Genomic DNA, 16558 nt, shown 5'->3' on the forward strand with positions numbered 1-16558 from the left:
TGTGCTCGCCTTCGCATTGAGTTGAAGGCTAATGGGAGCACGTCGTTTTTGGTTGCCGGGGCTATGTATTTAGCGGTTCGCGACCTTGCTCCGGTTGATTCAGGCGTTTATTGAATTCCAGCCATGCGGCCAGTGCCGCCATCAGCGCGACCCCCGCCAACGCGGTGCCAATTTGCAGGGTCGCGGTATCTCCGGTCAGCGCGTTGACCATGTCGGCCAACGGCGCCAGCAGCACGCCGAGGCAGAACACCTCCAGCGAATAACGGCCCATGCGGCACGTTTGCCGGGCCAGCCAGTTTTGCGTCCAGCCACGTCCCGGCAGCAGCTTGGCGGTGACGTAGGCAAGCGCGAGGAAATGCAGCAGGCGCACGGGTGAAAGGTCGGTCTTGCTGATCGGGTACAACAGGTCGCTCAGGGCGCTTGGCATCCACGCATCGTGGATCTCGGGCCAGCGCCAGGCCAGCGTGATCACGCCGGCGATCAGCGTGTAAAGCGCCGCCAGTACGAACAGCGGTTGCCTGGCAAGCGGTCGTGTGTGCACCGGACGCGGTCGGCTGGCGTGAATCGCCGCTGCACCGCCCAACACGAACAACAGCTGCCAGGTCACCGGGTTGAAGTACCACACGCCGTCGGCAATCGCCCGCAGGTTCCAGCCCATCCAGGGCGCCATCAGGTACACCGTGGCCGACACTGCCATCACCGCCCAGGTCATGCGCATCATCAGGGGCAACGCCACCGCCAGCCCGGCCAGCAGCACGATGTACAGCGGCAACGGGTCCATCAGGTTGGGCTTGAAGCGCAGCAGCAATTCATCGGTGAGCGCCTGTTGCGGGTGGGTGACGAAATGCGTCAGGCCCATCTCCGCCACGAGGTCGCGGGTTTCCACATGGCTGTTGGCAAAAAACACGATGCCCATCAGCATCGCCAGCAAAAAGATATGCACCACGTACAGCACCCAGGTGCGCCGCAGGATTTTCAACGCGGCGATCCAGTACCCCTCGCGCTGCAGCACCTTGCCGTACGCCAGCACCGAGGCGTAACCGGCCAGAAACACAAACACTTCGGCGGCGTCGCTGAAGCCGAAGTTGCGCAAGGTGATTTGACCGAGGGGATTGTGGGGGACGTGATCCCAGAAAATGAAGATCAACGCCAGGCCCCGAAAGAAATCGATGCGCGGGTCGCGTCCGTTCAGCATGGCAGCGGGCTCTATGAACAAATTGTTTAGTAGGGACAGGCGCGCGCAGGGTGGTGCAGGCCGTGCGTCGGGCGGGCGCAGGTTGGCGGTATTTGTAAGCAATTGCAAAGTCTGGATATTACTGAATGTCTCAAACGCTCCGCCTCGTTCGGTTCAGTTCATGAAAACCCAACTAAACTCTTCACTGTCCGCCAGGAGGCAGTTGCCCAGACCGTAAGGAGCGCACACCGACGAACCGAGGTATTCCATGGGAGAGTCCGTTACGTTCACCGAGGCCGAGCGCCCGGTGGTGCTGTTGATCGATGCCCACCCCGATGTGTTGCAGCGCCTCACGCAGTTGCTGCGCCTGGAGCCTGTTGCGCTGCACAGCGCGACCTGTGCCGCTGAGGCGTTGGCCATTCTGGCCAGTCATCCCGTCGACCTGGTGATGAGCGCCGCGCGCCTGCCGGACATGGACGGCGCCTCGCTGCTGGCGCATATCCATCAGGCATACCCGCACACCGTGCGCATCCTGTTGACCGGCGAAACCGACCTGACCCTGATCGTCAAAGCCATCAACGAAGGCGAGATCTACCGCTACCTGAGCAAACCCTGGAAGGATGAGGAACTGCTGCTGGCCCTGCGCCAATCCCTGGCCCACCAGCAGTCAGAGCGTGAGCGCGCGCGTCTTGAACAGTTGATCCAGCGGCAGAACGATGAACTCAAGCAGCTCAACGTGTCCCTGGAAAAACGCGTGGCAGCGCGCACCAGTGAGTTGCAGCAAACCGCCGACATGCTCGACCTGGCCTATGAAGAGCTCAAGCACAGTTACGCCACCGGCACCGAGGTGTTTTCGCTGCTGGCCAACCTGCGCCTGCCGCGCGCCAAGCAGACCAACCGGCAAATCATCGAACTGGTGCGCACCTGGTGTGTGTCCCACGGCGTCGATAGCGCCAGCAACCGCGACCTGACCATGGCCGCCGCGCTCTACAACATCGGCAAGCTGAGCTGGAGCGACAGCATGACCGCCGCGCCCTCGGACCTGCTGCACAGCACCGACCGCGAACGCTATCGTGCCTATCCGAGCCAGAGCGAATCGCTGCTGATGACCCTGGAGCCGATGAAAGACGCCGCACGGCTGATCCGCCATCACCAGGAACGCTGGGACGGCAGCGGGTTTCCCGACCACCTCAAGGGCGATGCTATTCCTGCGGGTTCGCGTTTGCTCAAGCTGGCGGTGGACTTTATCGAGCTGCAAAAGGGCCTGATCCTGGAGCGCCAGATGAACAGTGACGAAGCGTTGCTGTACATCCGCAAATACGCCGGGCGGCTCTACGACCCCAATCTGGTGGAAGACTTCGTGCGGGTCTGCGCCACCTACCTCAATGACGTGACCCTGGGCGATCCCAACGTCAAGGTGCTGGGCACCCGCGAGCTGGAAGAGGGCATGGTGCTGGCGCGCAACCTGAATGCAGACAACGGCATGTTGCTGCTCAATGCGGGCAAGTCGCTGAATTTGCCGTTGGTGGACAAGTTGATTGCGTTCGAGACGATGGAAGGCGCGCGGTACAGCGTGTTCATCAAGGCTCAAGCCAATTGAAGTGTGGGAGGGGGCTTGCGCCCGATGACGGCGGGTCAGTTCCAGGTAAGCTGACTGCCATACCGCCGTCGGGAGCAAGCCCTCTCCCGCATGGATTTGCGGTGTAACCTTGGGCCATGTGATCCTTGCGCCTTTGCATTCAAGGCAGCCTGTCCATGACCTCAACCCTTCGCATCGCCGCCGCCCTCTTGATCGGGAATGACGGCCAGACCCTGCTGGTGCGCAAGCGCGGCACCCAGGCCTTCATGCAACCGGGCGGCAAGATCGACGCTGGCGAACAACCTGTGCAGGCCCTGGCCCGTGAGCTGTTCGAAGAGTTGAACCTGCGCATCGAGCCGGACGCCGCCGTCTACCTTGGCCACTTCTCGGCACCCGCTGCCAACGAGCCAGGCTTCACCGTCGAAGCCGAGCTGTTCCGGGTAAACATCGATGTGGCCGTGACGCCCGCCGCAGAAATCGAAGAAATCCGCTGGATTGACCCGGCTGGCGATGGTGGCCTGCAGCTGGCGCCGTTGACCCGTGACCTGATCCTGCCGTTTTATCGCGCCGCGCTCAGCGCATGATCCTGCGCCCGCTGCAGGCTCATGACGCCGAAGCCTATCGCGCATTGATGCTGCAAGCGTATGACGCCTATCCCCAGGCGTTTACCTCCAGCGTCGCCGAGCGTGCGGCGATGCCCCTGAGCTGGTGGGAAAAACGCCTCGACAACCCGCTGGACCGGCTGCTCGGCGCGTTTGCCGGGGACCTGCTTGCAGGCATTGTCGGCCTGGCGTTCGAGCCTCGGGAAAAGGCGCGGCACAAGGTGACCTTGTTTGGCATGTACGTGATCGAGGCGTATCAGCAGCAGGGCCTGGGCCGTCGGCTGGTGGAGGCGGCGCTGGCTGAAGCGCGCCGGCATCCTCGTCTCAAAGTGATCCAGTTGACCGTCACCGCCGGCAATGACGCTGCGTTTGCGTTGTACCGGCGCTGCGGCTTTATCCAGTACGGCCTGGAGCCGCTGGCGGTGCGGGTGGGCGTGGAGTATTTCGACAAGATTCACATGTGGCGTGAACTCAAGGCCGAGTGAGGCCGTGGTTATCACACCGCTCAATGTGGGAGCGGGCTTGCCTGCGATAGCGGTCTGTCAGTGGAGGATGGAGTGGCTGGCACACCGTCATCGCAGGCAAGCCAGCGCTCGCCTGGTTTCATTGTGATGTTCAGCGCACGGCACTCACGCCATCCAGCGTGGAAAACGACGTGTCTTTGGCTGTCAGCAGAAAATCGCGCATATACGGCGCGTCCAGCATGTCGGTGCGCACCCCCGCATACAGCGTGGCAAACAAGCCTTTCTCGCCCAGGCGCTTGGCTTTCACATAACCGCGCGAGCTGTATTCATGCAGCGCCCAATGGGGCATGCCGCACACGCCTCGGCCGCTGGCGACCAGTTGCATCATCATCACCGTCAGCTCCGAGGTGCGCACTTGCGCAGGCTCCACGTCGGCGGGCTCCAGAAAGCGCGTGAAGATGTCCAGGCGATCGCGCTCCACCGGGTAGGTGATCAGGGTTTCGCTGAGCAGGTCTTCGGGCACGATGTACGACTTGCCGGCCAACGCGTGCTGGTTGGCCACCGCCAGCATGGCTTCGTAGGTGAACAGCGGCACATAGGTGATGCCCGGCAGCTCCAGCGGGTCGGACGTCACCACCAGGTCGAGGTCACCGCGGGCCAGCGCCGGCAGCGGCGCGAAGGCGAAGCCCGAGGCCAGGTCCAGCTCGACCTCCGGCCACGCATCGCGAAACTGGTCGATGGTCGGCATCAGCCACTGAAAGCAGCTGTGGCACTCGATCGCCATGTGCAAGCGCCCGGCGGTGCCACCGGCCAACCGTGCAATATCTCGCTCGGCGCCGCGCAGCAGCGGCAGGGTGGCGTCAGCCAATTGCAGCAGGCGCAGGCCGGCGCTGGTAAAGCGCAGCGGCTTGGTCTTGCGCACGAACAATTGCATGCCCAGGCGCTCCTCCAATTCCTTGAACTGGTGCGACAGCGCCGACTGCGTCAGGTGCAGGCGTTCGGCGGCTTCGACCAGGCTGTCGGCTTCACGCAGGGCGTGCAGGGTCTTGAGATGACGGATTTCGAGCACGGGCTTTCCATGAAGGTAATTTGAGACAAACACACATAGAGTGAGTTTGTCTCATGTTCCCATGGGTGTCGACCGTGCCGTGGCTCACAGATCTTTGAATTGTTCGATAAATACAGCACGGCTGACGTCGCCGCGCCAGATCGGCGTATGGCCGGGCTGCTGTTTTTGCCATTCCAGGCCCAGTCGCCGTTGCTCCGGCAGTTTCACGTGCGCTTTGACGACGCTATCGAAGGGTGTTGTGGCCGAGTCGTAATGCGCATGGACGTACCACAGCACCGGCTCACCGGGCCGGGTTAGGTCATGCACGGCGTACTCCTGGAGAAAATCGCTGCGATTGTCCTGGCGTTTTCCGTTGGCGATACGCGCTCCCAGTTTGCTCAGGCGGATCGTTTGCCGATCACCCTGTTGGGGCGAAAGCAGGTAATCGAGGAAGCCGCCGGTAGGCTGTTTACTGCTCATCGATTGCTGGACGCGCAGGTGTCGCCCGGCCACGGTCAACTCAGCAGCCTTGCTGCGCAATTGGCCGATGATGGGTTCGTCTGGGGATACACGTCCGATCCGATTGGCGCGCACGGTCAACTCTGCAGCTTCGCTGACAAGCATGTGCTCCAGGTTAAGCGGGCTCATGTTCTGTTGCGCATAGCTCTGGACCTTGCTTTGGTAGTGGTCCACGGCGCTGAGCCGGGACTGCGCGTCATTCACCAGGGTGGAGCGCGCAGGATTGAGTTCGGGAACCGGCGCCGATCGCTCAGTCACGGCTAGGCGGGCGCGATTGGAGTGCGGGTCCACGTGCCAGGTTTCGACGTGGCCGGTAGGTGCTTCGACGATGTATTGGCGGGCGCTGGTCTGTGGGTTGATTGTTTCGGTACCCACCTGCAATCGGTTTTCGTCGGTGGTAAAGACCTTGAGTCCTGGGTCTCGGGCACGGCTGGGCGTGATGCCGATGTCGTTGCGAGCAAGCTCGATCATTTTTTCCACGTCATCGAGAAGTGTACTCAGGCGAGGCTGATCGAAGTGCTGTGGGTAGCCCAGGTTCCAGGTTTTCAGATCGCGGCTGAAGTTCTGGTAGTCCTGAATACAGGCCTTAAGTATGGCCAGGCGTTCACTGCGAGTGGCGGGCGAACGGTCCAGGAGGAAGTGAAGGTTGAGCGCACGCGAGACACCGGCATGGCTCTTGAGGGACCGTTGGAATAGATAGAACCAGGACAACTCGCTGATGCCGTCATAACGATTGAAGCATTCCAGACTGAAACTGATTTTGGCGTAACGTCGATAGTCCGCGCCGAAATTGTGATTAAGCTCTGTGAGGTCTGTGTCCAACGCCTTGTAAGCACTCAGAATGCGGGGGTCAGTCTCGGTGAACTTGAAGTTACGGTCGTGCATGATTTTCTGATGCCAGGTGTTGGCCATGTGTGCGCAACGCTCCACATCATCGAGCGCATCGCGAATCTCGAGGCTGATGGCTTTACGTCGCCTGGCGTGATCGATCAGGTAGCCAATCTCGATTCGTTCGATGGTCAGCGCGGAGAACTGCTCGATCCGGGTCAGCATTTCCCTTCTCGCATAATTGGCAAGCTGGATGTTATTTCTGACGATGCTTGCAGCATTCGCGCGGCGCACCGCCTGATGAAAGGTAATGGCCACACGACTGGCGGGCCGAGGCAGTTGATCGAGGCTGCTGTCATGCCGCAGGGCAAGCTCGATTGATTCTCGCAGGGACTGGCGCAGGTCCGTCAGAGCGGCGGATTTGCCCTGGACCTCAGCGTTCAGGTACAGCAGTTCCAGGCGTTTTGTTTTGTTGATCTGGGTGCTGACACGTTGGCCAAGGGTCATTACTTCATCTTGCAGACGCAGTTGCTGGCGCCATGCGCGATCGGTCCACCAGAGGGGCAGGCGCTCGCGAATCGCCACAGGCCAGACGGGATCGAGGCGGTCCGCCAGGTGCCCGAGCACACCACCGCCGCCGGCGAGTCCACCGTTGACCAGCGTGCCGTACACCGCGCCGTGGGTGTTCCAGTCGCCGGCCTCATCGAGCACGATGGGCTGTTTGTAGGTTTTGGTGCGCGTCCCTTTCAAGCGCAACGTGTGCAGGCTTTGATCCAGTTCGACCTCAAACACACGGCCCTGGCTGAGCATGAAATCCCCTCGTGCGTGCCGGTAGACGTTGCGGTAGATCCCTTCGCTGTGCGGTTGCAGGCCGTGCAGGGATAGTGGTTGTTCGTACTCGTAGCCGGCGAAGCGTTCGACGAGGGTTGACGACTTGCGCAATGACGGCGGCGACAGGTGGGCCCCGCTGCGGCCGATCCGAATCAACTGATGCAGGCGAACCTCGGGGCGGGTCGCACCGGGGGCGACACCCAGCCCTGTGCCCAGGTCGACGCCGGCGTCGATCAGCGCTTGCAGGCTGGATGCCAGGGCGTCGATACCCTCCTGAACATCGCCGCGCAGGAACGCCGCGACAGCCATGTTGGCTTGCACCCACGCGTCATACAGGCCTATAGCCGTGCCGACAAACGGCACGAATCCCATGGCCAGTTTTATGAAATACATCGCCTGCGCACCTTTGCCCGCCGATTCGCGCAGACGCTGTGCGCTGTTGGAGCGTGAGGTGTTGCGATGAGCTTCCAGCAGTTGCCCCATATGGATATTGAGCAGGTTTTTCGAAAGAGAGGTGGAGGCTGGCCAGGCGACGCCCACACCGATGATGGCGTCGTAGTGCTCGAGCAGCGCCTGCTTGATGCGGTGAGCGTGTTGCTCGGTTTTACCACCCAGTGCACGCCCCGCCACGTACTGGTGCATTTCTTCGCGAAAGCACCCGTTGAACAGCGCTTTTCGAGCCGCTTCCAGGGTGTCGAAACGGTAGAAAAACTGACCATCGACGCGGTCGGGCAAGTACAACAGGGTAACGCCGCTGATCAATTCCTCGATAAAGGTCACGCCCAAGAGCGTTGAACTGAGACCCTCTGTGTCGCTGCCTCCCACTGTAAGGAGTGCCGGTTTGATGACGATCCGGCGATTGCCCTGGCGCCAGGCCTGGTCGGTGCTGGCGTCGATGGCGATGTCGAGGATCTGCAGCGCGTCGTCCTTGAGGTGCCCGCGGACCTTGGCAATGCTGCGTTGCAGTTTGAGCAGCAACCGCCAGTTTTCCAGCAGGGTTTCCTGCTGGTAGGCGTCACTGAAGCTGGGGGCGGCAGGCGTGCCCAGGAAAGTGCGGGTGATCAGGTCTTCATATTTTTGCGCGACGTCCAGTTCCGCGATGATCCGTTTGACGTAGGGGGCGGTGATGCCCATCAGCAGTCGCTGGCGCTCGGCCTCATCGTCGTTGAGCACCTCGACCTTCATGAACTCCAGGCGGTCCTTGAGTGTGTCGTCAACGGTGAACAGGGCGAGTTCGTGCAACGTCAGCGTGCTGCGTGCGGTACTGGCCTTGTTCACGGTGCGCGGTGAAAACGAGCCGGGAGCGCCTGAACCCAGCAGCGGTTGCTTTTCAACCGTCACCGGAAGGTCAAGGGTGAGTGTGAAGGGCTTGAGCAGCGAGAAATCCTCGCGCAGACGCTGGTCGACCTGGCCCTGGCTGAAGCGGCTGGCGGACGGCAGGTCGCGTTGCACCAGCACTTGCGATCGGCGCAATGCGTCCACACTGGCGTTGATCATTGGCTTGACCTCGGCTGCCTGGGCGTCGGACAGTTCACTGACCCATTGCGGCCGCTGTTCGGCCAGCGTGACGCTGCGCTGTTGTTCGACCAGTTGCGCATAGGCAAGGTCGCGCGCGTCATGGCGGTGCACCTGCCATTCGAGCCTGCATTTTTCCGGCAGTGCCTGCAGCTCGGCCGCGCGTGCGTGCAGCACGGTCGGGTCGGCGTCGGTTTCCATCAACAACGCGGCCTTTTGTGAGCATTGATGTGTCTGCGACTGCAGACCGTAGTCGAGCGCCTCGCGCAGCACCTCGGTCAGTTGCAGGCTCAGCTCGGCATCATCCGTTTGTATGTTGAACAGCGCGGTGTGCAGCGCCTCTCGCGAAGCGAAGCGTTGCAGCCCGCCTGACCGGCCCGGCCACCAGAGCAGCACGCCGTGGTCGCTTGACGGATCTTGCAGGTCAGCCGCATTGATGATCGCCAGCGGGCCTTGCAGCTCCTGGCTTTGCACCACGGTCTCGCCATATTCACCGTTGCTGCTGCGCTTGCTCACGAGCAGGCGGCAAGCCGCAACCGGCAGGGTGCGATCCTGGCGGTCGGGTTGGTTCAGGACCGCCTGCAGCCTCAGGTATTCGTCCTGGCTGATCTGCTTGAGCAAACGTTGTATCTCGGCTTCAGCGCGCAGGCCTTTGACGCGCGCGGCGTAGAGTTCGCTTTTGGCGCGTGAGGCGGTTTTGTGCAGGGTCTGCAACTGCAGGCCGGTCTTGTTTTCCAGCAGTGTGGCCAGTGCGCTGTCGGCCGAATTTTGTGCCGCGCTCAAGTCATCAATGTGGGGCTTGAGCCTGTGCAGGGGGTCGGCCTGCCCTGGGTCAAGTACGGTTTCCAGGGCCAGGCGCTGCTGCTTGAGCGTGGCCAGGCGTGTCGCCAGCGGCAGGTCGGCGCTGAGTAAACCGAAGGGTGTGGGTTCGACGCCGCGCTCTTCGTCGGCCTCTGCCGTGACCGGTGAATCAGGCGGCGCCGGGAAGAGCCCGTCGTCGCGCAGCTGTCGGTAAGTCAAATCAATGGCGTGCAACGCGTTCGCACCTTGTGTGGCGAAGTCCGTGCCGCTGTTTTGGGTCAGCGCTGCCAGCAGGCGCGCCTCGGCGTCGGCGAGCCAGGCATCCATCGCGTCGGTAAAGGGGTTGTCGATCAGCGCATAGTCGATCTCCGACGCTGGTGTCGGGCGGTCCGATGCAATCAGTTGGCCTTGTTCGGCCAGCATCCAGCTTTCCAGCGCGTTGCGTTCCTTGAAAATCTGCAACACCGGTTGCCTGAAGGGCGTGTACAGCAACTGTGCGGTGAGGGGGACGGTGTCGATGGTCAGCACCAGTGCCGCGTGCAGAGGGACGCAATGGCCGTCGGCCCACTTGAAGCGCAATCGCTCGGCGTAGACGGCCCTGTCGGAGTCCTCGGGCAAGGCCAGTTTGGCCAGAGCCGGTTTGAGTTGCTCGGTATTCAGTTGTCCGAGGGCGAATGCCACTTGGGCAGCGGCTTCGAAGTGGCCTTTATACAGCTGGTTGGCGCGTGTGCGTCGCGACACCGGCGTGTGTGGCGCACGGTCATCCCAGTAGCGTTTCCAGCCATGGGTGATGAAACCCCGCAGGTCCAGCGAGTCCAGGCGCTCAAGCATTTCGCTCGCCGTCAACGCAAACAAGGGATGCGTGCTGCGCAGGCCCACCACAATGAAGTCCTGGTTAATGGAGGCCGGCACCTCAGGGCGCTGTTGCAGCAAGGCAAGCGCGTTGTTCACGTTGATGAAGGGTTTATCCGTGCTGCGCAGGCCAACGGTGTCGCCGTCCAGGTCCAGTTTTTCCAGGATCAGTTGCGCCACCAGACGTTGCGGGGACGGAATGGCGCGCATGAGATCGAGCATTGCCTGACGGCAGTCTGCCCAGTGTTGGAGGGCTGAGAGCAACAGGCTTTCGTCAACCCACAGACGTCCCAGGTGGGAGGTGTAGTTGAAGTCATCCAGGTCCGTTGCCGGGGTAATTGGGGGATGTTCGTGGGGCATGATCAGCGGGCCTCGTCGTGAGGAGCGGGCTGCTCCTCTTGCAAAGTCGCCATTGCACGGGAATTTGCGATGCGTCAGGCGGTATTCCTGTCTGGCATCCGGCGTAAATGACCGCTGGGCACTCTTCATCAAACTGTCATGCAACTGTGGCAGCGCGCTTGAACAAACTTCATCAGACTCGCGCTCTACTGGGGTTCTGCGTTTCGGTGTTTTCCATGCGTGTGTTGCTTTTACTGGCCGCTCTTTTATTCGGCCTGCCGTCTTTTGCGGCGTCTCGATGCGATGTCAATGTCCCGACCCAAACTGTCGACCTGGCGCAGGTGAGCATTGCCTACCAGAGCATCGGCCGTGCGTCCGACCCTGCCTTGCTGCTGGTGATGGGCCTGGGCGGGCAGTTGATCCACTGGCCTGACGAAGTGGTGGTCGCCTTGTGCGAGCAAGGCTTTCGGGTGATCCGTTATGACAACCGTGACGTCGGCCTGTCCACCTGGCGCCAGGCGCCGGCCAACGCCAACCTGACCTTCGAGGTGCTGCGCTACAAGCTCGGCCTGCCAGTGTCGGCGCCTTATACGCTGACCGACATGGCCGATGACGCCCTGGGCCTGATGGACGCCTTGCAGGTCCAGCAATTTCACGTACTCGGCGCGAGCATGGGCGGCATGATCGCCCAGCACCTGGCGGCCATGGCGCCGCAACGGGTGGAAAGCCTCACGCTGATCATGACCAGCTCCGGCGCCGAAGGCCTGCCGGCGCCGAACGCGGCCCTGGTGCAATTGCTGGCGCGGCGCAGCGCGCCCAACCGCGAAGTGGCGCTGGAGCAGCAGGCGGATCTGCTTGCAGCCCTGGGCAGCCCGAACGTGAAGGACGATCGCCAGGTGTTGCTGCATCAGGCGGCGCTGTCCTACGACCGTGCCTTCAACCCGGACGGCGTGAAGCGCCAGATCATGGCGATCCTCGCCGAACCGAGCCGCGTGCCGTTGCTCAACCAGCTGCGCGTGCCAACGCTGGTGGTGCACGGCACCGCCGACCCGCTGTTGCCGGTGATGCACGGCATCCACCTGGCCGCGCATATCCAGGGCAGCCAGTTGAAGCTGATTCCAGGCCTGGCCCATCGTTTCCAGGAAGCGTTCAAGGCGCCGTTGCTGGCGGCGGTGCTGCCGTACCTGCAAGCCCACCGCGAGGATGCGGCGCACTGGGCGCAGATCGATGCGGTGGCGCCTTCGAAGGTGTTGTGACATTGGTGTATCGTGCAGCCTTTCCGGCACATTTTGCCAGCGAGGTTGCCTGCCATGAGTACTCCCCTGAAAATCGATTTCGTCAGTGACGTGTCCTGCCCCTGGTGCATCATCGGCCTGCGCGGCCTGACCGAAGCACTGGACCAGCTCGGCACCGAGGTGCAGGCCGAGATCCATTTCCAGCCGTTCGAACTCAATCCGAACATGCCTGCCATCGGGCAGAACATCGTCGAACACATCACTGAAAAATACGGCTCCAGTGCCGAAGAGTCCCAGGCTAACCGCGCGCGTATCCGCGACATGGGCGCCGCGTTGGGTTTTGCCTTTCGCACCGATGGCCAGAGCCGTATCTACAACACCTTCGACGCCCACCGCCTGCTGCATTGGGCCGGCCTTGAAGGCTTGCAGTACAACCTCAAGGAGGCGCTGTTCAAGGCCTACTTCAGCGATGGCCAGGACCCGTCCGACCACGCCATCCTGGCGATCATCGCCGAGAGCGTCGGCCTGGACGTGCAGCGCGCCGCCGAGATTCTCGCCAGCGACGAGTACGCCGCCGAGGTGCGCGAGCAGGAGCAGCTGTGGATCTCCCGTGGCGTGACCTCGGTGCCGACCATCGTGTTCAACGACCAGTACGCCGTCAGCGGCGGCCAGCCGGCCGAAGCCTTCGTCGGGGCGATTCGCCAGATCATTCAGGAAGCCAAGGGCTGAGCCTTTGGGCGGCGGTCAGTCGAATTTATAGCTGATCGCCGTCTGCAACTGGCCCTGGTCGACATGACCGGCTTGCTTGACGAGGCTGCTGTTGGCCGCCGAGCCGACCAGGTGCACCCAGCTGGCGCTGGTCAGCAGCGACCAGTGTGCGGCCAGGGGGAATTCGAAGCTCTGGGTCAGCGTGAGGTTCTGGAACCCCGCGCTGGCGTTATAGGCGCGGATCCCGGAAGCGGCCGACTCCCTGGCATCCACGCCGAAAAAGGTCTGGGTCTGACGCGCGTCGGCAAAGTGCGCCATCAGGCCGGTGCTGCCGATGACGCCGCCCAGCGGGTAGCCCAGCTCGCCGCCGAGCTTGCCGAGCACGCCACCCTGTTCGTGACCGCCGCCGACGGCCTGGCCCACTTGCGCATACACGCGCCAGAAATCGGCCGGGGCGTACTGGACGAAGCCGCCGATTTCGGCCATGTCCGGCACATCGCGCAGGCCGCGCAACGGTCCATTGCTTTCCCGGCCCTGCAGGTAATTGATATAGGGGCCGGCGCTGATGCCCTGGCTGTTGAGTGCGCGCCAGGTCAGGCCGTCATCGGTGTCCAGGCTGAGTGTGCCCCAGTCCAGGTCGAAGTAGGGGATGGGGCGCGCTTCGTAGTGGTTGCCGCTCGGGTCGTGGGGCTGATAGGCGAGGCCCGCGCCGACTTCACCGCTGATGCCGGCGGCCAGCACCGCGCTGGAAAACACCCACGATAAACCGGCCAGTACAGCCGTCGTAACCTGGCGCATGGTGCGCACTCCTTGATCGGAACATGCGCGCATTCACGCGCGAAGGGCTGCTCCGGCGCAAGCACTCATCTTGTTTGTAGCAAGCTACAAAAATTGTAGCTTGCCGGGTACAAAACCCTCGCCAGAATCCGCCGAAAGCCCGGTTCCGTTGGGTTTTATCCACTTGGCACACTCCCTGCTCTATCCCTGGTGCAAGCGCACAGAGCGCGCTCTCACAAGGTACGACGCAGATGATTCACTGGCATATCGTGTGTGACTTCGACGGGACCATCACCCCCACCGACGTCATCGACAACGTCCTCCAACGCTTCGCCGGGCCCGAGTGGGAAACCATCGAACAGGAATGGCTGGACGGACACATCGGTTCACGCGAATGCCTGAGCCGCCAACTGGCGCTGATCAAGGCCACGCCCGCCGAGCTGCTGGCGTACTTCGACAGTGTCGAGATCGACCCGGACTTCCCGGATTTCGTCGATCACGTCATGGGCCTGGGCGCGACCCTCGAAGTGGTCAGCGACGGCATCGAGCAGGGCATCGCCCGCATCCTGTCGCGCAACTACGTGACCTTGCTGCCGATCCTCGCCAACCGCCTGCGCCAGGTCGACCAGAACAGCTGGCGCATCGACTTTCCTTATGCAAGCGACGCCTGCCGTGCCGCCTCCGGCAACTGCAAGTGCAAGTCCACGCCGGGCAACAAGCGCGTGCTGGTGATCGGCGACGGCAAGTCGGACATGTGCGTGGCCGCCACCGCCGACTTCGTGTTTGCCAAAGGCAGCCTCGCCGACTACTGCGTCGCCCACCACATTCCCCATGCGCGTTTCGACACTTTTGCCGAAATGCCCGCCTTGCTCGCGCAATTGCCCCAGGGCATCGCGGCCAACGCCACCTCCTTTACTGCTGCCGACAACCAGGAACTCTTCCACCATGTCTGATATCCGTATCGCCACCGCCGAAGACCAGATTCTTCTGGATAAAGAAGCCAAGTACTGCTCCTACGGCGACACCGTTCACTACATCGAGCCGCCGCGCATCTTCAGCCGTTGCGAAGGCTCCTACGTGTGGGACACCGAAGACCAGGCCTACCTCGACCTGCAGATGTGGTACTCGGCAGTGAACTTCGGCTACGCCAACCCACGCCTGAACAACGCGTTGAAGCAACAGATCGACACCCTGCCGCAAATCGCCAGCCAGTACCTGCACAAGGGCAAGATCGAGCTGTCGGAAATGATCGCGGTCGACGCCAAGAAGAAGTTCGGCCTCGACGGTCGCGTGCACTTCAATGTCGGTGGCTCGCAGTCCATCGAAGACTCGTTGAAAGTGGTGCGTAACGCCTCCAACGGCAAAAGCCTGATGTTCGCCTTCGAAGGCGGCTACCACGGGCGCACCCTCGGCGCCTCGTCGATCACCTCCAGCTTCCGCTACCGTCGACGCTACGGTCATTTTGGCGAACGCGCCAACTTCATCCCGTTCCCTTACCACTTCCGTGGCCCCAAGGGCATGACCAAGGAAGAGTACGGCAGCCACTGCGTGCAGCAATTCGCGCGTTTGTTCGAGACCGAATACAACGGGGTCTGGGACCCGAAAACCAACCAGTGCGAATACGCCGCGTTCTACGTCGAGCCGATCCAGGGCACCGGCGGCTACGTAATCCCGCCGATGAACTTCTACCGCGAGCTCAAGCATGTGCTGGATCAGCACGGCATCCTCATGGTGTCCGACGAAATCCAGATGGGCTTCTACCGCACCGGCAAACTGTGGTCCATCGAGCACTTCGACGTGCAGCCGGACGTGATCGTGTTCGGCAAGGCGCTGACCAACGGCCTCAACCCGCTGGGCGGCATCTGGGCCCGTGAAGAGTTGATCAACCCGAAGATCTTCCCGCCGGGCTCCACGCACTCCACCTTCGCCTCCAACCCGCTGGGCACGGCGGTGGGTCTGGAAATGTTCAAGATGACCAATGAAGTCGACTACGGCGCCATGGTCATGAACAAGGGCAAATACTTCCTCGAAGGCTTGCAGGACTTGCAGAAGCGTTTCCCGATCATCGGCGACGTCGACGGCCTGGGCCTGGCGCTGCGCTGCGAAATCTGCGGCCCGGATGGCTTCACCCCGGACAAGGCGACCCTGGACTACATGGTCGAGGAAGGCATGAAGGGCGACATGGTGGTGGACGGCCGCAAACTCGGTTTGATTCTCGACGTGGGCGGCTACTACAAGAACGTGATCACCCTGGCACCGTCGCTGGAAATCAGCTACCCGGAAATCGACCTGGGCCTCAAGCTGCTCGAGCAACTGCTGGTGCGGGCAACCCAGCGGTGAACGGTGCAGGGATCGACCTCGGCGAAGGTACTGCCGGCTTCGTTCTCGGTGAAGGTCCGGTCGGGATCCTGTTGATCCACGGCCTGACCGGCACCCCGACGGAATTGCGCCAGGTCGCCAAGGGCCTGGTCAAGGCCGGTCATTGCACGGTGTACGTGCCGACCCTGGCCGGGCACTGCGGTGACAACAGCGACCTGCAGGCCACCGGCTGGCGTGACTGGTACGAAGGTGTGCGCAAGGCTTTCGTACAGATCAGACAGCGGCATGCGCAGGTGTTTGTCGGCGGCCTGTCCATGGGCGCGGTGATGTCGATGTACGTGGCCGCCGAGCACCCAGGGCAGGTGGCCGGCCTGTTGATGTATTCCACGACCCTGAAGTACGACGGCTGGAGCATCAGCAAGCTGGCGTTTCTGTCGCCGTTGCTGATGAAGATTCCGTTCGGCGTGCATGTCTGCCGCTTCGAAGAGAAGCCGCCGTACGGCATCAAGAACGAGCGCCTGCGGGCCGTTGTTGAACGCCAGATGAAAGAAGGGGAGAGCAGCGAGGCTGGCCTGTTGACCATGGAGGGCATCACGGTGCGCGAGCTGCACCGCATGAACGCCGTGGTCAAAAAACGCATGCGCGAGGTCAAGGTGCCGGCGCTGGTGCTGCATTCCATCGAGGACGACATCACCAGCCGCTGGAACGCCGACTACGTGGAGCGTCACCTCGGCGGCCCGGTGACCAAGATCCTGCTGGACAACTGCTACCACATGATCACCGTCGACCTGCAATACCGGCGGGTGATCGAGTTGAGTGCCCGGTTCGTTGAGCAACACACGACGATAAACACCACCGTGGTCAATGGGGGAGCTGGCTTGCCTGCGATTGCATCACGGCGGTCTGCCTGATCCACCGAGGGGCCTGTATCACAGGCAAGCCAGCGCCCACATGGGTTCGGTGCTCA

Annotated in this window: 12 protein-coding genes; 8 read left to right on the top strand and 4 right to left on the bottom strand. The window is 62.2% G+C overall.

The window, feature by feature from the left end:
• Positions 1-61: 61 nt before the first annotated feature.
• A complete protein-coding gene (locus JOE32_RS22695; RefSeq protein WP_209989190.1) occupies positions 62-1195 on the bottom strand; it encodes an OpgC domain-containing protein in 1134 nt (377 codons plus the stop codon).
• A gap of 247 nt (positions 1196-1442) precedes the next feature.
• On the opposite strand from JOE32_RS22695, the gene JOE32_RS22700 reads away from it, so the two are divergent.
• The 3 genes from JOE32_RS22700 to JOE32_RS22710 all read left to right on the top strand — a co-directional run bounded on the left by JOE32_RS22700 (position 1443) and on the right by JOE32_RS22710 (position 3840).
• Entirely contained in the window at positions 1443-2774 is a 1332-nt protein-coding gene (locus JOE32_RS22700; RefSeq protein ID WP_209989193.1) for an HD domain-containing phosphohydrolase, read from the top strand.
• Between the two features lie 155 nt (positions 2775-2929).
• The gene (locus JOE32_RS22705) at positions 2930-3337 is read left to right on the top strand and encodes an NUDIX domain-containing protein (RefSeq protein WP_209989196.1); all 408 of its coding nucleotides are present in this window, start codon (positions 2930-2932) and stop codon (positions 3335-3337) included.
• Positions 3334-3840 carry a GNAT family N-acetyltransferase gene (locus JOE32_RS22710; protein WP_209989198.1) on the top strand — a complete coding sequence of 169 codons (507 nt, stop codon included), beginning with the start codon at positions 3334-3336 and terminating at the stop codon, positions 3838-3840. The genes JOE32_RS22705 and JOE32_RS22710 overlap by 4 nt, the downstream gene beginning before the upstream one ends.
• Before the next feature lie 130 nt (positions 3841-3970).
• On the opposite strand, the gene metR is transcribed toward JOE32_RS22710, so the two are convergent.
• Together metR and JOE32_RS22720 are read right to left on the bottom strand one after the other, a co-directional pair.
• Complete coding sequence (gene metR / locus JOE32_RS22715) at positions 3971-4888, bottom strand: transcriptional regulator MetR (RefSeq protein WP_209989201.1); 918 nt, start codon at positions 4886-4888, stop codon at positions 3971-3973.
• A gap of 84 nt (positions 4889-4972) precedes the next feature.
• A complete protein-coding gene (locus JOE32_RS22720) occupies positions 4973-10573 on the bottom strand; it encodes a DUF6543 domain-containing protein (protein ID WP_209989205.1) in 5601 nt (1866 codons plus the stop codon).
• 215 nt (positions 10574-10788) lie between these two features.
• On the opposite strand from JOE32_RS22720, the gene JOE32_RS22725 reads away from it, so the two are divergent.
• Together JOE32_RS22725 and JOE32_RS22730 are read left to right on the top strand one after the other, a co-directional pair.
• Entirely contained in the window at positions 10789-11808 is a 1020-nt protein-coding gene (locus JOE32_RS22725) for an alpha/beta hydrolase (protein WP_209989207.1), read from the top strand.
• A 54-nt stretch (positions 11809-11862) separates the two neighbouring features.
• Positions 11863-12516, top strand: a complete 654-nt coding sequence (locus JOE32_RS22730; RefSeq protein ID WP_209989211.1) for a DsbA family oxidoreductase — start codon at positions 11863-11865, stop codon at positions 12514-12516.
• A 15-nt stretch (positions 12517-12531) separates the two neighbouring features.
• Here JOE32_RS22730 and JOE32_RS22735 read toward each other — a convergent pair whose 3' ends face one another.
• Positions 12532-13293, bottom strand: coding sequence for a MipA/OmpV family protein (locus JOE32_RS22735; protein ID WP_209989214.1), 762 nt, complete (start codon positions 13291-13293; stop codon positions 12532-12534).
• Between the two features lie 230 nt (positions 13294-13523).
• Here JOE32_RS22735 and JOE32_RS22740 point away from each other — a divergent pair, with 230 nt between their 5' ends.
• The 3 genes from JOE32_RS22740 to JOE32_RS22750 are packed head-to-tail and all read left to right on the top strand — an operon-like array spanning position 13524 to position 16502.
• On the top strand, positions 13524-14225 hold the full coding sequence (locus JOE32_RS22740; RefSeq protein WP_209989216.1) for an MtnX-like HAD-IB family phosphatase: 702 nt from the start codon (positions 13524-13526) through the stop codon (positions 14223-14225).
• Positions 14218-15612 carry an aminotransferase class III-fold pyridoxal phosphate-dependent enzyme gene (locus JOE32_RS22745; protein WP_209989219.1) on the top strand — a complete coding sequence of 465 codons (1395 nt, stop codon included), beginning with the start codon at positions 14218-14220 and terminating at the stop codon, positions 15610-15612. The genes JOE32_RS22740 and JOE32_RS22745 overlap by 8 nt, the downstream gene beginning before the upstream one ends.
• Positions 15609-16502: an alpha/beta fold hydrolase gene (locus JOE32_RS22750; protein WP_209989222.1), complete on the top strand. Its 894-nt coding sequence runs from the start codon at positions 15609-15611 to the stop codon at positions 16500-16502. Before JOE32_RS22745 ends, JOE32_RS22750 begins: the two co-directional genes overlap by 4 nt.
• The last annotated feature ends 56 nt before the right edge of the window (positions 16503-16558 follow it).

The sequence above is a fragment of the Pseudomonas sp. PvP025 genome (genome assembly GCF_017832155.1).
Classification (GTDB): Bacteria; Pseudomonadota; Gammaproteobacteria; order Pseudomonadales; family Pseudomonadaceae; genus Aquipseudomonas.

Coding starts and splice junctions, on each gene's coding strand:
- JOE32_RS22735 (WP_209989214.1), bottom strand. CDS start 13,293: ATGCGCCAGGTTACGACGGCTGTACTGGCCGGTTTATCGTGGGTGTTT.
- JOE32_RS22725 (WP_209989207.1), top strand. CDS start 10,789: ATGCGTGTGTTGCTTTTACTGGCCGCTCTTTTATTCGGCCTGCCGTCT.
- JOE32_RS22745 (WP_209989219.1), top strand. CDS start 14,218: ATGTCTGATATCCGTATCGCCACCGCCGAAGACCAGATTCTTCTGGAT.
- JOE32_RS22730 (WP_209989211.1), top strand. CDS start 11,863: ATGAGTACTCCCCTGAAAATCGATTTCGTCAGTGACGTGTCCTGCCCC.
- JOE32_RS22710 (WP_209989198.1), top strand. CDS start 3,334: ATGATCCTGCGCCCGCTGCAGGCTCATGACGCCGAAGCCTATCGCGCA.
- JOE32_RS22740 (WP_209989216.1), top strand. CDS start 13,524: ATGATTCACTGGCATATCGTGTGTGACTTCGACGGGACCATCACCCCC.
- JOE32_RS22705 (WP_209989196.1), top strand. CDS start 2,930: ATGACCTCAACCCTTCGCATCGCCGCCGCCCTCTTGATCGGGAATGAC.
- JOE32_RS22700 (WP_209989193.1), top strand. CDS start 1,443: ATGGGAGAGTCCGTTACGTTCACCGAGGCCGAGCGCCCGGTGGTGCTG.
- JOE32_RS22695 (WP_209989190.1), bottom strand. CDS start 1,195: ATGCTGAACGGACGCGACCCGCGCATCGATTTCTTTCGGGGCCTGGCG.
- JOE32_RS22720 (WP_209989205.1), bottom strand. CDS start 10,573: ATGCCCCACGAACATCCCCCAATTACCCCGGCAACGGACCTGGATGAC.